Source organism: Ruegeria sp. AB10 (genome assembly GCF_056542745.1).
Genome location: NZ_JBQGAI010000009.1, coordinates 22,365 through 40,344 on the forward strand (window position 1 = coordinate 22,365; position 17,980 = coordinate 40,344).

Here is a 17,980-nt window from a genome sequence, read left to right on the forward strand (position 1 = left end):
ATTCAATCCAATTGAGGCATTCATGCAGGCAGAACAGCTACAGGAACCCCCGGCAGAGTTTGAGTTTCGGGGGTCGGCCTCGGAATATTTCGGCATCTGGATCGTCAACCTGCTGCTGTCGCTTTTGACCTTTGGCATCTACAGCGCCTGGGCCAAGGTGCGCACCAAGAAATACTTCTATCAGAACACCTATGTCGCCGGGCGCAGCTTTGATTACCACGCAACCGGGCTGCAGATTCTGATCGGGCGGATCATCGTGATCGCCGGGATCGTCGCCTACACCATTCTGGGTGCAATCCCGCTGGTGAACCTTGTGATGATTTTAGGGCTGATTTTCCTGATCCCCTACCTGCTGGTGCGCTCGCTGCGGTTTCAGGCGCGGATGTCCAGCTGGTCGAACGTCCGGTTTGATTTTCAGGGCTCATGGGGATCGGCAGCGGCCAATTACTTCCTGTATCCGCTTCTGGCCGCGCTGACGGTCTATACCACCTGGCCTTTTGTCACCCGGTCTGTTCAACGGTTCCACGTGAACGGGCATACATTCGGCCAGACCAAAATGTCCTTCGACAGTCCGATCGGGCCGTTTTACAAGGCATTTCTGTGCGCCGCCCTTTGGGTGATCGTTGGGCTTTCGGCGCTTTTGGCGATTGTTGGCGTGAATGTCGGAACCCTGGAAGCCTTCAAATCACTGGAAAGTGGCGACGCGGATATTGCCGCGCTGATGATTATCCTGTCGCTTTACGGTTTCCTGATCGTGGTGATGGTGCCAGCGCTGATCATCTATCACGCCATGGTGCGCAACACGGTCTACAACTACACCATTCTGGGTGACGGGCACCGGTTCTATTCGGATGTGAGCGCCCTGCGCATGCTGTGGATTTCCGTGTCGAACGCCGTGGTTGTGGCGATGACGCTGGGCCTGATGCTGCCCTGGGCGCATGTACGCAGGGTGCGCTATCTGGCCAATCACACCACCTTCATCCCTGCCGGCCCGCTGGATGATTTCGTTGGCGACGTCAGTGCGCAAGTCAGCGCCATTGGCGACGCTTACGGAGATATCGAGGGCTTCGATATCGGCATTGCGGTCTGACCTTTGGGTACGCGTCCCGATGATATCGGCGCGCCTGTCTGCGGGCGCGCCTATCCGCCTCTCAGTTCGCGCGAGATCCCGGTGCGGCTGGCGGTGGGCGCCAATACCGTCTGGCTGATTGACGATCAGGGTCAAATCCAGACCCGTTGCACACCCGAGGAACTGGCGGTGGAACCCCGCGTCGGCGCGACCGAACGGCGGGTCAAATTCCCCGATGGCACTCTGTTTCTGACCGGCCAACACGCCGCCCTTGAACATCTGATCGCCGACACCAGCGGATCGCGGCTGCATCACGCGGAAAAGTTTCACCCCCGTCTGATCGTTGTCACACTGGCCTGTCTGGTCGCGGTCTGGGGTGTGTGGAAATACGGGCTGGCGGTGCTCGTGGCGCTTGCGGTGTGGATGACGCCCCCGCCGCTGGTCGCCGCGATTGATGCGGGGGTGATGCAGGCGCTGGATCAGATCATGACCGAGCCCAGCGCCCTGAGCGACAGTGACAAGACCAGGGTTCAGGACAATTTCGACCGGGTTCTGGCAGCGTTGGGTCCCGCGGCCGAAGACCACGACTACACTCTGGAATTCCGCGACCTTCCGGGCATGGGCCCGAACGCCTTTGCACTGCCGGGTGGAACGATTGTGGTAACCGACGACCTGGTGCGGCGGGTCTCATCCGATGCACTGGCCGGGGTGATCGGGCACGAGATCGGGCATGTAGCCGAACAACACGGGCTGACGCAGATCTACCGCTCACTCGGGGTGTTTGTGCTGATCGGGATGATGGCGGGTGACACCGGTCCGGTGCTGGAACAGGTGCTGCTGGAAGGTAACCTGATCCTGTCCCTCTCCTATTCCCGCCAGCACGAGCTGGCCGCCGACCGGTTTGGCGTTGATCTGGCCCGAAAGGCCGGGTTCGATCCCAACGGCCTGTCCGATTTCTTCGAGCTGCTGGAACAGGAAATCGGCGATCAGGAAGTGGACTGGCTCAGCACCCATCCCCGGTTCGAGGATCGTCAGCAAAACCTGAAATCCATGACCCAAGGTCACTAGGCGCAGACTATTGCCTGCGCCCCGACTGCCCCCTAACCCTTTGGGCTGAAACAGGAGGGACCCGATGACACTTGCCGCTATTGCCGATGGTATTCAGAAAAACCTGGTCGGGCGCAGCTTTGAAGGCTCGTTGAAATTCGACTGTGGCGATGACGGGGTTATCGTGCTGGCCGACAATCAGGCCAGCACGCAGGATCGCGACACCGACTGCACCATCCGCATCTCGCAGGACAATCTGACCAAGCTGCTGACCGGCAAGCTGAACCCAATGACCGGTGTGGCACTGGGCAAGCTCAAGATCTCGGGCAACATGGGTGTGGCGATGAAGCTGGGGCAGTTGCTGGGTTAAGGCGATAAACTCGTCTCACCACCGCGTGACAAACCATGTCAGCGGATTGCGCCGGTGCATAAGTCAGGGCAGCCTGATCCCGAAAGGAGCCCTGCCATGACCCGCATCGCCTATTTCGACTTTGTCAAACCGACGCTGCTGTTTGTGCTGATCGCACTGGCCGCCCTGCTGCGCGCCGCGCCCGCACCCGCCGCCGGAACCGAGACCCTGACGGTTGCGGGGGGCTGTTTCTGGTGTGTCGAATCCGATTTCGAATCCGTCCCGGGCGTGATTGGTGCGGTGTCGGGCTTTACCGGCGGAAAAACCGCAAACCCGACCTATGATCAGGTCACCAAAGGCGGCACCGGCCATTACGAGGCGGTCCAGATCACCTTTGACCCGGCCCGGGTGTCCCGTGAAACGCTGCTGAACATGTTCTTCCGCTCGGTCGATCCCACCGATGCAGGCGGTCAGTTCTGCGACCGGGGCAACAGCTATCGCACGGCAATTTTCGTCTCTAACGCGGGGGAAAAGACGCTGGCGCAGCGGGCCAAGGCGGACGCACAGCGCGCTTTGGGGCAAACGGTGGTGACGCCGATCCTGCAGCAGGGCGCGTTCTATCCGGCCGAAGCCTATCATCAGGATTACTACAAGGGCACCAAGCTGGTCCTGACCCGCTTTGGCCCCAAGCGCCAGCACAGCGCCTACAAAGCCTATCGCAAAGCCTGTGGCCGCGATGCCCGGGTCAAGCAACTCTGGGGCAGCGCGGCACCGTTTGCCGGGTCTTAATCGAACCGGGCCTCGTGCACCTCTTTGAGGTCGGGGATCACATCCGCCGTTCCGTGCCGCGTGACCATCAGGGCCGCGGCACGATTTGCCTGAGCGATCGCCTGCGCCATCGGCATGCCCCGATCCATTCCGGCCAGAACATAGCCGGTGAACGTATCGCCGGCACCCGTGGTATCCACCGCCCGTACCTTATGGGCGGGAAAATCCGAGGCCTCGCCGCGATGGTAATACCGCGCGCCTTTTGAGCCCAGCGTGACGATCACGTGTTCGATCTTCAGGTCGGTCACCGATTGTCCGGTGGCATCGCGCAACTGCTCGGCCTCGACCTCATTCAGGATCAGGGAATCCAGATAGGGCAGCACGGCCTGTACTGCCTTAGCCTGAAAGGGGGCTGCGGCGTAACAGACTGTCAGGCCCAGCGCGCGGGCCATCTTTGCGGCCTCGACCTGCAGGGTGGTTTCGTTCTGCGTCACCAGCAGGTCGCCCTGCGATGCGGAGGACAGCGCCTGCCCCAGCTGGTCCGGCGTGATTGCGTGGTTCGAGCCGGGAAACAGGATGATGTTGTTTTCACCCTGCGCATCCACCGCGATGATGGCGTGACCGGTGGGCACTTCGACCCCGGCGATATGGCGCGTGTCCACGCCATATTCGGTCAGCCGATCCCGTGCCCAGCCTCCATCTGGCCCCACGGCTCCGATATGCGCCACCTGCGCCCCGGCCCGGGCGGCGGCCACGGACATATTCGCGCCCTTGCCGCCCAGAAACCGATCCAGTCGATTGGCCGAAAGGGTTTCGCCCGGCCCGGGCAGGTGCGGCACGTCATAGATCATGTCCGCGTTGATCGAGCCGAGATTCCAGATCGTCATGGTTTGCCCGAGATATCGCACGAGGCCAGGATGGCCATGTTCAGGATGTCATTCGCCGTCGACACGGTCGAACAGATCTGGATCGGCTTGTCGACACCCGACAGGATCGGGCCAATGACAGTCGCGCCGCCCATTTCCTGCATCAGCTTGGTCGAAATCGACGCCGAGTGCCGCGCCGGAACGATCAGGATATTCGCCGGTCCGGTCAGACGCTGGAACGGATAGCTTGCCTGCTGATCCACGTTCAGGGCCACATCCACGGTCATCTCGCCTTCGTATTCGAAATCGACGCCGCGTTGGTCCAGTACGGCGGGCGCGCGGTGCATTTTCTCGGCCCGTTCCGACACCGGATAACCGAAGGTCGAGAAGCTGACGAAGGCCACCCGCGGCTCAAGCCCCATGTGGCGGGCCACGGCGGCGGAACGCTCGGCGATATTGGCCAGATCGTTTTGATCGGGCCATTCATGCACCAGCGTATCGCCGATCAGGACAATCCGCCCCTTGTGCAGCAGCGCGGTCACCCCAGCGGCACCATGCGTCGCGTCGGCGTCGAAAACGTGATTGATCCGGTCCAGCACATGCGCCGATTTGCGGGTGGCCCCGGTCACCAGACCGTCACCATGCCCATGCGCCAGCATCAGCGAAGAGAACACATGCCGGTCGCGCGCCGCCAGCCGGTGAATGTCCTTGCGATCAAACCCCTTACGCTGCAGCCGCTTGTAGAGAAAGTCGTTATAGGTATCGAGATGCGCGGTATTGGCAGCATTCACCACCTCCAGTTCGCGCACCGCGTCACCCAGACCGGCCTCTTCCAGCTTTTGTCTCACGTCCTCGGGACGACCCACAACCAGCGCCTTGCCGAAACCGGACCGCTGATAAGTCACCGCCGCGCGCAGCACGCGGGGATCGTCGCCCTCAGCAAAGATCATCCGGCTTTGCGCCTGACGCGCCCGCGCGTTCAGACCGCGCAGAATGCTGGCGGTCGGGTCCATGCGGGATTTGAGGCTCAGTTCATAGGCGTCCATGTCGATGATCGGACGGCGCGCCGCGCCGGTTTGCATCCCGGCCTTGGCAACGGCGGGCGGAATGCGGTGGATCAGGCGCGGATCGAACGGAGTGGGAATGATGTAGTCGCGGCCAAAGGTCAGCGACTTGCCATAGGCCATCGCAACCTCGTCCGGCACATCCTCGCGCGCCAGATTGGCAAGTGCGTGGGCACAGGCGATTTTCATCTCGTCATTGATGGCGCGGGCGTGAATGTCCAGCGCGCCACGGAACAGGTAAGGGAAGCCCAGAACGTTGTTCACCTGGTTCGGATAGTCGCTGCGCCCGGTGGCCACGATGGCATCTACGCGAACCTCATGCGCCTCTTCCGGCGTGATTTCCGGGTCCGGATTCGCCATGGCGAAAATAACCGGATTGTCGGCCATGCTGGCAACCATATCCTGCGTCACGGCACCTTTGACCGACACACCCAGAAACACATCCGCGCCTTTCATGGCCTCTTCCAGCGTCCGCAGGTCGGTGGTGATCGCGTGGGCCGATTTCCACTGGTTCATCCCCTCGGTCCGGCCCTGATAGATCACGCCCTTGGTGTCACAGACGATGCAGTTCTCATGCCGCGCGCCCATCGACTTGAGCAGTTCGATACAGGCAATCCCTGCCGCACCCGCGCCGTTCAGAACGATTTTCACATCCTCGATCTTTTTGCCCGAGATATGCAGCGCGTTCAGCAGACCTGCCGCGCAGATCACCGCCGTGCCATGCTGGTCATCGTGGAAGACGGGGATATCCATCTCTTCCTTCAGGCGCTGTTCGATGATGAAACATTCGGGCGCCTTGATGTCTTCCAGATTGATGCCGCCAAAGGTCGGACCCATCAGGCGCACCGCGCGGCAGAATTCATCCGGGTCTTCGGTGTCCAGCTCGATATCGATCGAGTTCACGTCGGCGAACCGTTTGAACAGGACGGATTTCCCCTCCATCACCGGTTTCGAGCCCAGCGCGCCAAGGTTACCAAGGCCCAGGACCGCCGTCCCGTTCGAGATCACGGCCACCAGATTACCCTTGTTGGTATAGTCATACGCTGTCTCAGGCGCCTCGGCGATGGCTTCGCAGGGAACGGCGACGCCGGGGCTGTAGGCCAGCGACAGATCGCGCTGGGTGGTCATGGGAACGGTGGCCTGCACCTCCCACTTGCCGGGGGTCGGGTCCAGGTGAAAGGCCAGCGCCTCTTCTTTGGTGATCTTCGTTTTGGGCATCTTTTCGGTCGTTTCCATGACTTCGGGGCTGATGCGTCATAGCGCAGGCCGGGGCGCGCCTCAACGACAATGCGTTTTCAGCTTTCACAGCAGGGGCCGGGTTTGTAAGGTCGCGCCCGGAATACGCCAGAAGGGGGCCGCTTTTGTCCACAGTCACGCCGATGATGGCGCAGTATCTCGAGATCAAAGAGGCCCACGCGGACGCCCTGCTGTTCTACCGCATGGGCGATTTCTACGAGATGTTCTTCGAGGACGCCGTCAACGCCGCCGAGGCGCTGGATATCGCCCTGACCAAACGCGGCAAGCACAATGGGGACGATATCCCGATGTGCGGAGTGCCAGTCCATTCCGCCGAGGGTTATCTGCTGACCCTCATCCGTAAAGGCTTTCGCGTGGCCGTCTGCGAACAGATGGAAAGCCCGGCCGAGGCGAAGAAAAGAGGCTCTAAATCGGTGGTTCGGCGGGATGTCGTGCGTCTGGTGACACCCGGCACGCTGACCGAAGACGCACTGTTGGAAGCCCGCCGACACAACTTTCTGGCCACCTATGCCGAGGTTCGGGATGAGGCCGCGTTGGCCTGGGCCGATATCTCGACCGGCGCGTTTCACGTGATGCCTCTGACCTCTGTCCGCCTCAGCCCCGAACTGGCGCGGCTGGCCCCGTCCGAGTTGATCGTGGCCGACGGGTCTGAGGCCGCGCTGCACGAACCCACCCGCGATCTGGGCATCTCGCTGACCCCCATCGGACGCGCCAGTTTCGACAGCACGGCGGCAGAAAAACGCATCTGCGGCTTGTTTCACGTGGGTGCGCTGGATGCGTTTGGGTCGTTTGGTCGCGCCGAGGTGTCAGCGATGGGCGCGCTGATCGACTATCTGGAGATCACCCAAAAAGGCAAACTGCCCCTGTTGCAGACGCCGCTGAAGGAATCCGAAGACCGTGTGGTGCAGATCGACGCCGCCACGCGCCGCAACCTGGAACTGACCCGGTCCCTGTCCGGAGGCCGCGCCGGATCATTGCTGTCCGTGGTCGACCGCACCGTGACGCCGGGCGGCGCGCGCCTGCTGGAACAACGCCTGTCCAGCCCCTCGCGCAATCTGGATGTGATCCATGCCCGGCTCGACGCGGTGAGCTTTGCCGTCGAAGACAGCCTGACCGCCTCGGACCTGCGCGAAGCGCTGCGCAAAACCCCCGATCTGGACCGCGCCCTGTCGCGCCTGTCGCTGGACCGCGGCGGCCCCCGCGATCTAGCCGCCATCCGCAACGCGTTGACCCAGGCCGCCGCGATCGCCGGAATTTGCGAAGGTCAGGACCTGCCGGTTCTGCTGGCAACCGCCCTGCAAAACCTCGTCGGTTTCGACGATCTGCTGAACTTGCTGGACGAGGCCCTGGTTGCCGAACCGCCCCTTTTGGCCCGTGACGGCGGCTTTATCGCCCCCGGTTTCGACGCCGAACTGGATGAAGCCCGCACTCTGCGCGACGAAGGCCGCTCGGTCATCGCCGGGTTTCAGCAGAAATACGCGGAACATACCGGCATCACCTCGTTGAAGATCAAGCACAACAACGTGCTGGGCTATTTCATCGAGACCACGGCCACCCATGCCGAGAAGATGCTGAACCCGCCGTTTTCCGAAACCTATATCCACCGCCAGACCACGGCCAATCAGGTGCGGTTCACCACCGTAGAGCTTTCGGAAATCGAAACCCGCATCCTGAACGCCGGGAATCTGGCGCTCGAGCTCGAAAAGCGGCTCTATCAAAGGCTTTCTGACGAAATTCTGACCCTCGCTGCCCGCCTCAACCAAGCCGCCAGGGGGCTGGCCGAACTGGATCTGACCACCGCACTGGCGGATTTGGCACGCGGAGAAAACTGGTGCCGCCCGCAAGTGGACGCATCCCGCGCCTTCAATGTTCAGGGTGGCCGCCACCCGGTCGTCGAACACGCGTTGCGCCAGCAAAGCGGGGATGCATTCATTGCCAATGATTGCGACCTCAGCGCCAATCAGGGCGCGGCAATCTGGCTTCTGACCGGTCCCAACATGGCCGGTAAATCGACCTTCCTGCGCCAGAACGCCCTGATCGCCCTGCTGGCCCAAATGGGCAGCTATGTGCCTGCCGAACAGGCCCATATCGGCGTGGTCAGCCAGCTGTTCAGCCGGGTCGGAGCCTCGGACGATCTGGCCCGTGGCCGCTCGACCTTCATGGTCGAAATGGTCGAAACCGCCGCGATCCTCAATCAGGCCGACGACCGCGCGCTGGTCATTCTGGACGAAATCGGTCGGGGCACAGCCACCTATGACGGTCTGTCGATCGCCTGGGCCACGCTGGAACATCTGCACGCCGCCAACAAATGCCGCGCGCTGTTCGCCACGCATTACCACGAACTGACCGCGTTGGCCGGTAATCTTGAGGGCGTCGACAACGCCACAGTCGCCGTCAAGGAATGGGAAGGCGAGGTGATCTTCCTGCACGAGGTTCACAAAGGCGCCGCCGACCGGTCTTATGGGGTGCAGGTCGCACAGCTGGCGGGCCTGCCCGCTTCGGTCGTCGACCGCGCCCGCGTGGTTCTGGACCAGCTGGAAAAAACCGAGCGTGAGGGGGGCAAGCAAAAGGCCCTGATCGACGACCTGCCCCTGTTCTCGGCGGCCCCGCCACCTCCGCCCCCCGCACCCAAGGCCTCACCGGTCACCGATATGCTGGACGAGATTCTGCCGGATGAACTGACCCCGCGCGAGGCGCTGGACCTGATCTACAAACTGAAAGAGGCGGCCAGATCCTGACCGCCTCTTCACTTTTTCAAAAATACTCTCGCCGAAGGCTTGGCTTCTTTGAAGCCAATCAGCTAGCCGGCGTCGAAGACACACCCACCTGCGCCGGGCGCAGCAAGCGGTCATGCAGCATGAAGCCTTCGGCTGAAACCTGAATGATGTCACCAGCACGGGTGCCCGGGACAGGGGCTTCGAACATCGCCTCATGCACATTCGGATCAAAGCGGTCGCCAACTTCGGGCGTGATCACCTCGATCCCGTGCTTCTGGAACACGTCCTTCAACGCGCGCATGGTCAGCTCGACCCCTTCCAACAGACCGGCGGCAACTTCTTTCTGCTCATCGGTTGCGGCCTCAAGCGCGCGTTTCATGTTGTCATAGACCGGCAGCATGTCACGCGCCAGTTTCGACCCGCCATATTGTTCCGCATCGCGGCGCGCCTTGTCGCCGCGTTTGCGCGCATTCTCGGCATCGGCCAGCGCGCGCATGAACTTGTCTTTGTAATCGTCGCGCTCGGCGCGCAGCTCATCCAGCTCCAACGCTTCATCGCTGAATTCCGCGATTTCTTCGGCCAGCTGTTCCGCCTCGGCGGTTGCGATATCGTCCAGAAATTCTTCGTTCTTGGGCTCTGCCATCTCTTACCCTCTAGCTCCGGTCGGATATCAGCTTACCGACCAGTTGCGCCGTATAATCCACGATCGGCACGATCCGTCCATAATTCAGACGCGTGGGTCCGATGACCCCGACCGCACCAATTATCTTTCGATCAGCGTTCATATATGGAGACACCACCAAAGAGGAACCCGAAAGTGAGAAAAGTTTGTTCTCAGAGCCGATAAAAATGCGCACACCCTCGCCTTCTTCGGTCAATTCAAGGAATTCCGCGATGTCGCGCTTGCGTTCCAGATCGTCAAACAGGGTTCGGATACGGTCCAGTTCCTCGGTCTGGCCCGGTTCATTCAACAGATTCGCCCGTCCGCGCACGATCAGACGGGCCGAGTCGCCGCCATCCCCGTCCCAGGCGGCCATGCCACTTTCGACCATTTCACGCGCCAGCACGTCGATCTCTTGCTTGCGGGCATCAATCTGTGTCTGCATCTGACGGCGCACTTCACCCAGCGTGCGCCCTTCGATCAGGGCATTCAAAAAATTCGCCGCTTCACGCATTGAACTGGGCGTCTGCCCGGGTGGGGGCGCAAACAGGCGATTTTCCACATGACCGTCCGCAAACACCAGAACCACCAGCGCGCGGTCATGCGCCAGCGAGACAAACTCGATATGTTTGATCTCGGATTCGTGCTTGGGCGTCAAAACCAGTGAGGCCCCATGTGTCACGTGTGACAAGGCTGACCCCACCCGGTCCAGCATTCCGCCCACATCGCCTGCGTTAGAGCCTAATGTTTCGTCCAGTTTCTGCCGATCATCCGCGCCCAGATCACCAACCTCAAGCAGCCCGTCGACGAACATGCGCAACCCTTGCTGCGTCGGAATTCGCCCCGCGCTGACATGAGGGCTGTCCAAAAGGCCCAGAAACTCCAGATCCTGCATCACGTTGCGCACGGTTGCGGCGCTGACCTTTTCCGACAAAGTACGGGTCAGGGTGCGGCTGCCAACAGGCTCACCGCTGTCCAGATAGCTTTCGACGATCAGCCGGAACACTTCACGCGACCGGTCATTCATCTCGTTCAGAATTTTGCTCGCTTCGCTCATCGGCGGTCCCCTGCTGGGTCGTCATTAAATCGCAGGCAGATGAAAGGTCAATCGGGGTTGCATCGTAACGCCGCGGGGCGGTATCCCAAACCCAACAGATAAAGGAATTCCCATGCGACCCTCAGGACGTGATCTAAACGAAATGCGCACCGTTTCAATCGAAACGGACTTTACAAAACATGCCGAAGGGTCTTGCCTGATCAAGATGGGCGACACCCATGTGCTGTGCACCGCCACGATCGAGGATCGCGTGCCGCCGTTCATCAAGGGCTCGGGCCTGGGCTGGGTCACCGCCGAATACGGCATGCTGCCCCGCGCCACCAACACGCGGATGCGGCGTGAGGCCGCAAGCGGCAAGCAAGGCGGCCGTACCGTGGAAATCCAGCGCCTGATCGGCCGCGCCCTGCGTGCCGGCGTGGATCGGGTTGCACTGGGTGAGCGTCAGATCACCGTCGACTGCGACGTAATCCAGGCCGATGGCGGCACCCGCTGCGCCTCGATCACCGGTGGTTGGGTGGCCCTGCGCCTGGCGGTGAACAAGCTGATGAAGGCAGGTGACGTGATTTCCGACCCGCTGGTTGATCCGGTCGCCGCTGTGTCTTGCGGCATCTACGCAGGTCAGCCGGTGCTGGATCTGGACTACCCCGAGGACAGTGAGGCCGGTGTCGACGGCAACTTCATCATGACCGGGTCCGGCAAGCTGATCGAAGTGCAGATGAGCGCCGAAGGCTCGGTCTTCAGCCGTTCGCAGATGGATCAGCTGATGGACCTGGCGGAAAAAGGCGTATCTGAACTGGCCGCCGCACAGAAAGCCGCCACCGCATGACCCGCAAGTTCGACGGCGACAGGCTGCTAGTGGCCACGCATAACAAAGGCAAGCTCGAGGAGATGGCGCATCTCCTCGAACCCTTTGGCGTGACCGTTGTTGGCGCGGCAGAGATGAACCTGCCCGAACCGGAAGAGACCGAGGATACCTTTGTCGGCAACGCCCGGATCAAGGCTCATGCCGCGGCCAAGGCGACCGGCCTGCCTGCCCTGTCGGACGATTCCGGCATCACCATCGACGCGCTGGACGGTGCACCCGGCGTTTACACCGCCGATTGGGCCGAAACCGACAATGGCCGTGATTTCCTGATGGCAATGACCCGCGCGCATACGGAACTGGAGGCAAAAGACGCTCCGCACCCTCGCACCGCGCAGTTTCGCAGCACGCTGGTTCTAGCCTGGCCCGACGGGCATGACGAGGTGTTCGAAGGCATCGCCCCCGGCCATCTGGTCTGGCCGATCCGCGGCGAAGGCGGTTTTGGCTACGATCCGATGTTTGTCCCGGACGGGTACGACGTTACCTTCGCGGAAATGGATCGCTGGGAAAAGAACAAGATCAGCCATCGCGGCCGCGCGGTGGATATGTTCGTGAAAGGCTGCTTTGGCGGATGATTGGCGCAACGGGGGCTTTGGCCTGTACGTGCATTGGCCTTTTTGCGAGGCCAAATGCCCCTATTGCGATTTCAACAGCCATGTTTCAAGAAATATTGATCAAAAACAATGGCTTAACGCTTATCTAAGTGAACTTCGCCGTTCGGCCGCCGAAACACCCGACCGAGTGTTGAATACGATCTTCTTTGGCGGCGGCACCCCGTCCTTGATGGAGCCTGACACCGTTGCTGCGGTAATTGATGAAGCCCGCGCCCTCTGGCGCCCGGCCAATAACATGGAAATCACGCTCGAAGCCAATCCCGGCTCGGTCGAGGCTGGCCGCTTTGCTGCTTATCGAAACGCTGGCGTCAACCGTATCTCAATGGGTGTGCAGGCCCTGAACGACGAAGACCTGCGCCGCCTGGGCCGCATTCACACCGTGGCCGAGGCCCGCGACGCCTTTGACATCGCCCGCAATTGTTTTGATCGCGTCAGCTTTGACCTGATCTACGCCCGTCAGCATCAAACCCTGGACACCTGGCGCGCGGAGCTGACCGAGGCGCTGTCGATGGCCATCGACCACATGTCGCTGTACCAGCTGACCATCGAGGACGGCACCGCATTCGGCGAACGCTATGCCATCGGAAAACTGCGCGGCCTGCCCGAGGATGACAGCGCCGCCGACATGTATCTGGCCACGCAAGAGATCTGCGAGGCGCACGGCCTACCCGCCTATGAGGTTTCCAACCACGCCCGTCCCGGCGCGGAATCTCAGCACAACCTGATATATTGGCGCTATGGCGATTATGTCGGTATCGGACCCGGGGCGCATGGGCGCATCACACTGAACGGTCGTAAACTGGCAACCGAAACCTATCTGTCTCCAAACGCGTGGTTGAAAGCGGTTGAAAACGGGTCCGGAGAAAAACAACGTACCGCGCTTTCATCGCAAGATCAGGCGAATGAATACCTTATGATGGGTTTAAGGGTTGCTGAAGGACTAGATATTGATAGATTCAACGCATTGTCGGACCAAGCTCTGCCACGGTGCACGCTTTCTGATCTGGCCGAACTTGGCATGATTGAACAGAAAAACGGACGGCTGATTGCCACCAAAGACGGACGAGCGGTTCTGAACGCAGTGATCCGGGAATTGTTGGGATAGATAATGCAATATATCTGGGCCATTCTGGGGTTGATCTGCGTCGGGCTTGCGATGGTGGGCATCGTTCTGCCCCTGTTACCGACGGTGCCGTTTTTGCTTTTGGCAGCGTTCTTCTTCGCCCGCTCCTCCTCGCGCCTGCACAATTGGTTGATCACGCACCGCTCGTTCGGACCGTTGATTGTGGATTGGCAAAGCTCTGGCGCCATTCGTCCGGGCGCAAAAAAGGCGGCGACCCTTTCGATCGCCGCCGTGTTCGGGCTGTCTGTCCTGCTGGCCCTGCCCTCCCATGTCCTGATCATTCAGGCCGTGGTGCTGAGCGGGGTGATGATCTTTATCTGGACCCGTCCTAACGGCTGAGTTTGGCGCAAAGATCGTCCAGCTGATCCAGGTTTTCATAAGTCAGCACCACCTGGCCGGTTTCGGTTCCGGCCTTGTGGTTGATCACAACCTTCATCGCCAGGATCGCGGAAAGGTCCTTTTCCAACGCCCGCGTGTCCGCATCCTTGCCCGCATCCAGGTTTCTGGACCGTGGCGCAGACTTGGCCGGATCACCCTGCTGTTTTTTCACCAGCGCCTCGGTCGCGCGCACCGAAAGCCCATCCCGCACCACGATTTTCGCCAGTTCAGACGGGTTTTCCGCCGTTATCAGCGCCCGCGCGTGGCCCGCAGACAGCTTTCCTTCAATCACCAGCGTTTGCACGTCCAGCGGTAGAGACAACAAACGCAGCAGGTTTGCGATATGACTGCGGCTTTTACCCAGCGCTTCGGCGAGTTTTTCCTGCGTGTGCCCGAACCGGTCCATCAGTTGCTTGTAACCCGCCGCCTCTTCGACGGCATTCAGGTCTGCGCGCTGAATGTTCTCGATAATCGCGACTTCCAGCACTTCGGTATCGTCAAATTCGCGGACGATGACCGGAATATCGTGCAGCTGCGCCATTTGGGCAGCCCGCCAACGGCGCTCACCTGCGACGATTTCATATTCGCTGCCGTTGATTTCGCGCACGATCAACGGTTGAATGATGCCCTTTTCTTTGACCGAGGCAGCAAGCTCGTCCAGTTGATCCGGCGAAAACGTCCGGCGCGGCTGGTTCGGATTGGCGCGCAGCTTTTCAATCGGGACTTTCATGTCCGGCCGACGAGGTTCTGCCGGAACCAGACCTTCAGCTTCCTGCGTCACATCTGCCATCAGGGCCGACAATCCGCGGCCCAAACCTCGGGGTTTTGATTTCTTGACGGCCACTGAGCCCTCCTCACTGCCGCTCAGGCGGCGGCTTTCTTATTCTTATGAATGACTTCGCGCGCCAGATGCCGATACGCCATGGCTCCCAACGACCCCGAGTCATACTGCAGAACCGGCAAAGCGTAAGACGGCGCCTCGCTGACCCGCACATTTCTGGGTATCTTGGTTTTAAATACCATCTCACCCAGATTGTCACGCGCGTCTTTTTCGACCTGACGGGACAAGTTGTTGCGGTTGTCATACATGGTCAACACAACACCTTCGATTCTCAGGCCCGGATTCGCTGTTTGGCGGACCTCTCGTATCGTCAGCATCAACTGGGACAGGCCTTCCAGCGCAAAGAACTCGCTTTGCAACGGTACCAGAACGGAATGAGCCGCGACCATGGCGTTTACGGTCAGCAGATTTAACGATGGTGGGCAGTCGATGAGCACAAAATCCAGTTCGAACTTGTCGATTGGCGTCTGCCGCAGCGCATCATGCAATAAATAGCTGCGCTTTTCGTTGGAAATCAGCTCGATATCTGCTGAACTCAGATCGACGGTCGCGGGGATGACAAAAAGACCTTCGATTTCAGTCTCTTGTACCACTGCCTCTAGCGGGGCATCGTCAAGAATCAGATCATAGGTCGTCCAATCCCGGTCCTCGACACCCAGACCGGTTGATGCATTGCCCTGCGGATCGAGGTCGACAACCAACACCCTGCACCCGGCTTCGACCAGACCTGCAGCCAGATTGATCGCCGTCGTCGTCTTTCCCACCCCACCCTTTTGATTGGCAACCGCAATTATCCGGGGCCCTGAGGGACGAGACAGATCAACCACGCGATACTCCTTTGATCCTTAGGATAACAGCTTGGGGTTCAGTTAAACTTGTAATCGGCTCGCACTCGAAATTCCATTCCTCGCGTGCGGCTTCCAGCTCTTTTTTCCAGCTTGCACCTTTCGGCAACAAAGCAATACCGGTTTTTCCTAAATGTCTGTCACAAAATGACAATAATACCTTAAGATCGGCAAGCGCCCGCGCAGACAAGACATCTGCCTGCAGGGGTTCCACGTTTTCGATTCGCTTTGAAATGACGGTACAATTGGCACGGCATTCCCGTGCCACACTGCGTAGGAAGGCCGATTTGCGCTGATCGCTTTCCACCAGGGTGAATTTGGCGTCTGGCGCTGTATCTATGGCCATGATCGCACAGACCATGCCGGGAAACCCGCCACCACTGCCCAAATCCACCCAGGTTTTGAATGCACCTGCACACTGGTAAACCTGTACGGAATCCAGAATATGCCGCGTCCAGATATCCTTTAAGCTGTTGCGGGATACCAGATTAATCCTGGGATTCCAGCGATGCACCAGATCTACATAGGTTTCGAGCCGTTCAATTGTTTCACGTGAAACACTCGAACCATCAAAGATCTCATGGCTCATGCCTTGCGTACCTTTTGTTCACGCCTCAATTTGGCCAATAGCAATGTAAGTGCAGCTGGTGTCACCCCTTCGACCCGCCCGGCCTGAGCGATGTTGATCGGGCGCGCCTGCGACAGTTTCTGCTTCATCTCGGCTGACAGGCCGTCCAGCGCAGAATAGTCGAAGTCCCGCGGTATTTCATAGGATTCATCGCGTTTCATCGCTTCGACATCTTTTTGCTGACGCGCAATGTAGTTCGCATAAAGCGCGTCCCGTTCAACTTGAAGGCGGATATCCGTTTCAACCTCTTCCAATTCCGGCATAAGGGGAACCAGATCATCAAAGGAAACGTCGGGAAACGCCAACAGCGCCATCCCATCCCGGCGGTTTCCATCCTGATTGACGTTGATTCCAACGGCACGCACCTCTTTCGGCGTATATGTGCGATCGGTCAGCATGGTTTTGGCGGCGGAGAGTTTTTCCATCTTTTCGCCGAACCGAACTTGGCGTTCCCCTCCGACACATCCGAGATCGGTGCCCAAGGGTGTCAGCCGCTGATCCGCATTATCCGCGCGCAAAGACAGTCGGAATTCTGCCCTTGACGTGAACATACGGTACGGTTCCGCCACACCACGCGTGGTCAGATCGTCGATCATCACGCCGATATAGCTGTCGGCCCGGGTGAAATGAACCGGATCACGACCCAAAACGGACAGGGCGGCGTTCAGTCCGGCAACCAGACCTTGCGCTGCGGCTTCCTCATATCCTGTGGTGCCGTTGATCTGGCCCGCAAGATATAGACCAGGTGCATCTGGCAAGGACAGCGACGATGTCAGAACGCGGGGATCGACATAGTCATATTCAATCGCGTAGCCCGGTTGCAGGATTTCGGCCTTCTCCAATCCCTTGATAGAGCGCACATAGTCCTGCTGCACATCCTGAGGCAAGGAGGTTGAAATTCCGTTCGGATAGATCGTGTGGTCATCAACCCCTTCAGGTTCCAGAAAAATCTGGTGCGAGTCCTTTTCCGCAAATCGAACGATCTTATCCTCGATCGAAGGACAATATCTGGGCCCCACCCCTTCTATATGCCCCCCATACATGGCAGAACGGGACAGGTTCTTTTCGATGATCTCATGGGTGCGTGCGTTTGTATGCGTGATACCGCAGGAAATCTGCGGCGCAACAACCGAGGTGGAGAGAAATGAAAACAGCGTGGGATCGTCGTCACCGTCCTGACGTTCGAGATCGGACCAATCAATTGTCCGACCGTCCAGCCTTGGCGGCGTCCCTGTTTTCAAACGCCCCATCCGCAAATCAAGACTGTCCAAGCGTTCCGCCAGCTTGACTGAGGGCCGATCCCCCATCCGCCCGCCCGGCCGGGAAACATCGCCGATATGGATAATGCCGCGCAGGAAGGTACCCGAGGTCAGGACAACGGCGCCGGCGTGGATTTCGGAATCGTCCGCCAGCCTGATTCCAGCCACCCTGAGCCCGTCCATCAGAAAGTCGACCACCTCGCCCACTACGACCGTCAACCGATCCTGCGCCTGCGTCTCTTTTTGCATGGCAGCCCGATACAATGCACGGTCCGCCTGGGTTCTAGGACCCTGCACCGCTGGGCCCTTGCGACGGTTTAGCAGGCGGAACTGAATACCTGCCTGATCCGCAACCCGGCCCATGACACCGTCCAGCGCATCAATCTCGCGTACCAGATGCCCTTTCCCCAAACCTCCGATGGCAGGGTTACAGGACATCACGCCGATATCTGATGCGGACAGAGTTACCAAAGCCGTCTCGGCCCCCATCCGTGCGGCGGCATGTGCGGCTTCGGTACCGGCATGACCGGCGCCAACTACAACAACATCGAACTTCGAATGTTTCACGTGAAACA

General features: G+C 59.9%; 17 protein-coding genes. 9 read left to right on the forward strand and 8 right to left on the reverse strand.

What is annotated here, in order from left to right:
* The first annotated feature begins 22 nt into the window (after window positions 1–22).
* The 4 genes from ACR0NT_RS15610 (at window position 23) to msrA (ending at window position 3,254) form a co-directional block, all read left to right on the forward strand.
* Complete coding sequence (locus ACR0NT_RS15610) at window positions 23–1,090, forward strand: YjgN family protein (RefSeq protein ID WP_170672605.1); 1,068 nt, start codon at window positions 23–25, stop codon at window positions 1,088–1,090.
* A 3-nt stretch (window positions 1,091–1,093) separates the two neighbouring features.
* Window positions 1,094–2,137, forward strand: coding sequence for a M48 family metallopeptidase (locus tag ACR0NT_RS15615; RefSeq protein ID WP_170672603.1), 1,044 nt, complete (start codon window positions 1,094–1,096; stop codon window positions 2,135–2,137).
* A gap of 64 nt (window positions 2,138–2,201) precedes the next feature.
* Window positions 2,202–2,486: an SCP2 sterol-binding domain-containing protein gene (locus ACR0NT_RS15620; protein ID WP_170326135.1), complete on the forward strand. Its 285-nt coding sequence runs from the start codon at window positions 2,202–2,204 to the stop codon at window positions 2,484–2,486.
* A 96-nt stretch (window positions 2,487–2,582) separates the two neighbouring features.
* Complete coding sequence (gene msrA, locus ACR0NT_RS15625; RefSeq protein ID WP_170672602.1) at window positions 2,583–3,254, forward strand: peptide-methionine (S)-S-oxide reductase MsrA; 672 nt, start codon at window positions 2,583–2,585, stop codon at window positions 3,252–3,254.
* Here msrA and ACR0NT_RS15630 read toward each other — a convergent pair.
* Both ACR0NT_RS15630 and ACR0NT_RS15635 read right to left on the reverse strand, forming a co-directional pair.
* Window positions 3,251–4,120, reverse strand: coding sequence for a ribokinase (locus ACR0NT_RS15630; RefSeq protein ID WP_170672600.1), 870 nt, complete (start codon window positions 4,118–4,120; stop codon window positions 3,251–3,253). The genes msrA and ACR0NT_RS15630 overlap by 4 nt on opposite strands.
* Window positions 4,117–6,381 (reverse strand): NADP-dependent malic enzyme, encoded by a 2,265-nt coding sequence (locus tag ACR0NT_RS15635; protein WP_170672598.1) that lies wholly within the window; start codon window positions 6,379–6,381, stop codon window positions 4,117–4,119. Before ACR0NT_RS15635 ends, ACR0NT_RS15630 begins: the two co-directional genes overlap by 4 nt.
* Before the next feature lie 161 nt (window positions 6,382–6,542).
* On the opposite strand from ACR0NT_RS15635, the gene mutS reads away from it, so the two are divergent.
* Window positions 6,543–9,158 (forward strand): DNA mismatch repair protein MutS, encoded by a 2,616-nt coding sequence (gene mutS, locus ACR0NT_RS15640; RefSeq protein WP_170673287.1) that lies wholly within the window; start codon window positions 6,543–6,545, stop codon window positions 9,156–9,158.
* Window positions 9,159–9,216: 58 nt separating this feature from the next.
* Here the strand turns inward: mutS and ACR0NT_RS15645 are convergent, their stop codons facing one another.
* Together ACR0NT_RS15645 and hrcA are read right to left on the reverse strand one after the other, a co-directional pair.
* Complete coding sequence (locus ACR0NT_RS15645) at window positions 9,217–9,780, reverse strand: nucleotide exchange factor GrpE (RefSeq protein ID WP_170444723.1); 564 nt, start codon at window positions 9,778–9,780, stop codon at window positions 9,217–9,219.
* 10 nt (window positions 9,781–9,790) lie between these two features.
* Complete coding sequence (gene hrcA / locus ACR0NT_RS15650; protein ID WP_170444726.1) at window positions 9,791–10,855, reverse strand: heat-inducible transcriptional repressor HrcA; 1,065 nt, start codon at window positions 10,853–10,855, stop codon at window positions 9,791–9,793.
* Window positions 10,856–10,967: 112 nt separating this feature from the next.
* Here hrcA and rph point away from each other — a divergent pair, with 112 nt between their 5' ends.
* Genes rph through ACR0NT_RS15670 form a run of 4 tightly spaced genes read left to right on the forward strand, consistent with a single transcriptional unit; the run spans window position 10,968 to window position 13,793 of the window.
* Window positions 10,968–11,681 carry a ribonuclease PH gene (gene rph, locus ACR0NT_RS15655; protein ID WP_170444729.1) on the forward strand — a complete coding sequence of 238 codons (714 nt, stop codon included), beginning with the start codon at window positions 10,968–10,970 and terminating at the stop codon, window positions 11,679–11,681.
* Window positions 11,678–12,292: an RdgB/HAM1 family non-canonical purine NTP pyrophosphatase gene (gene rdgB, locus ACR0NT_RS15660; protein WP_170672596.1), complete on the forward strand. Its 615-nt coding sequence runs from the start codon at window positions 11,678–11,680 to the stop codon at window positions 12,290–12,292. The genes rph and rdgB overlap by 4 nt, the downstream gene beginning before the upstream one ends.
* Complete coding sequence (hemW, locus tag ACR0NT_RS15665; RefSeq protein ID WP_170672594.1) at window positions 12,282–13,436, forward strand: radical SAM family heme chaperone HemW; 1,155 nt, start codon at window positions 12,282–12,284, stop codon at window positions 13,434–13,436. Before rdgB ends, hemW begins: the two co-directional genes overlap by 11 nt.
* Window positions 13,437–13,439: 3 nt before the next feature.
* Window positions 13,440–13,793: a YbaN family protein gene (locus tag ACR0NT_RS15670; protein WP_170672592.1), complete on the forward strand. Its 354-nt coding sequence runs from the start codon at window positions 13,440–13,442 to the stop codon at window positions 13,791–13,793.
* Here ACR0NT_RS15670 and ACR0NT_RS15675 read toward each other — a convergent pair.
* From ACR0NT_RS15675 to mnmG, 4 genes are read right to left on the reverse strand one after another with little or no spacing between them, the layout of a single operon-like run.
* Complete coding sequence (locus ACR0NT_RS15675; RefSeq protein WP_170672590.1) at window positions 13,783–14,676, reverse strand: ParB/RepB/Spo0J family partition protein; 894 nt, start codon at window positions 14,674–14,676, stop codon at window positions 13,783–13,785. The two genes, ACR0NT_RS15670 and ACR0NT_RS15675, sit on opposite strands and share 11 nt — an antisense overlap.
* 20 nt (window positions 14,677–14,696) lie before the next feature.
* Entirely contained in the window at window positions 14,697–15,500 is an 804-nt protein-coding gene (locus ACR0NT_RS15680) for an AAA family ATPase (protein WP_170444745.1), read from the reverse strand.
* Window positions 15,493–16,107 carry a 16S rRNA (guanine(527)-N(7))-methyltransferase RsmG gene (gene rsmG / locus ACR0NT_RS15685; protein ID WP_170444748.1) on the reverse strand — a complete coding sequence of 205 codons (615 nt, stop codon included), beginning with the start codon at window positions 16,105–16,107 and terminating at the stop codon, window positions 15,493–15,495. The genes ACR0NT_RS15680 and rsmG overlap by 8 nt, the downstream gene beginning before the upstream one ends.
* Complete coding sequence (gene mnmG / locus ACR0NT_RS15690) at window positions 16,104–17,972, reverse strand: tRNA uridine-5-carboxymethylaminomethyl(34) synthesis enzyme MnmG (protein WP_170672589.1); 1,869 nt, start codon at window positions 17,970–17,972, stop codon at window positions 16,104–16,106. Before mnmG ends, rsmG begins: the two co-directional genes overlap by 4 nt.
* Window positions 17,973–17,980: the final 8 nt, after the last annotated feature.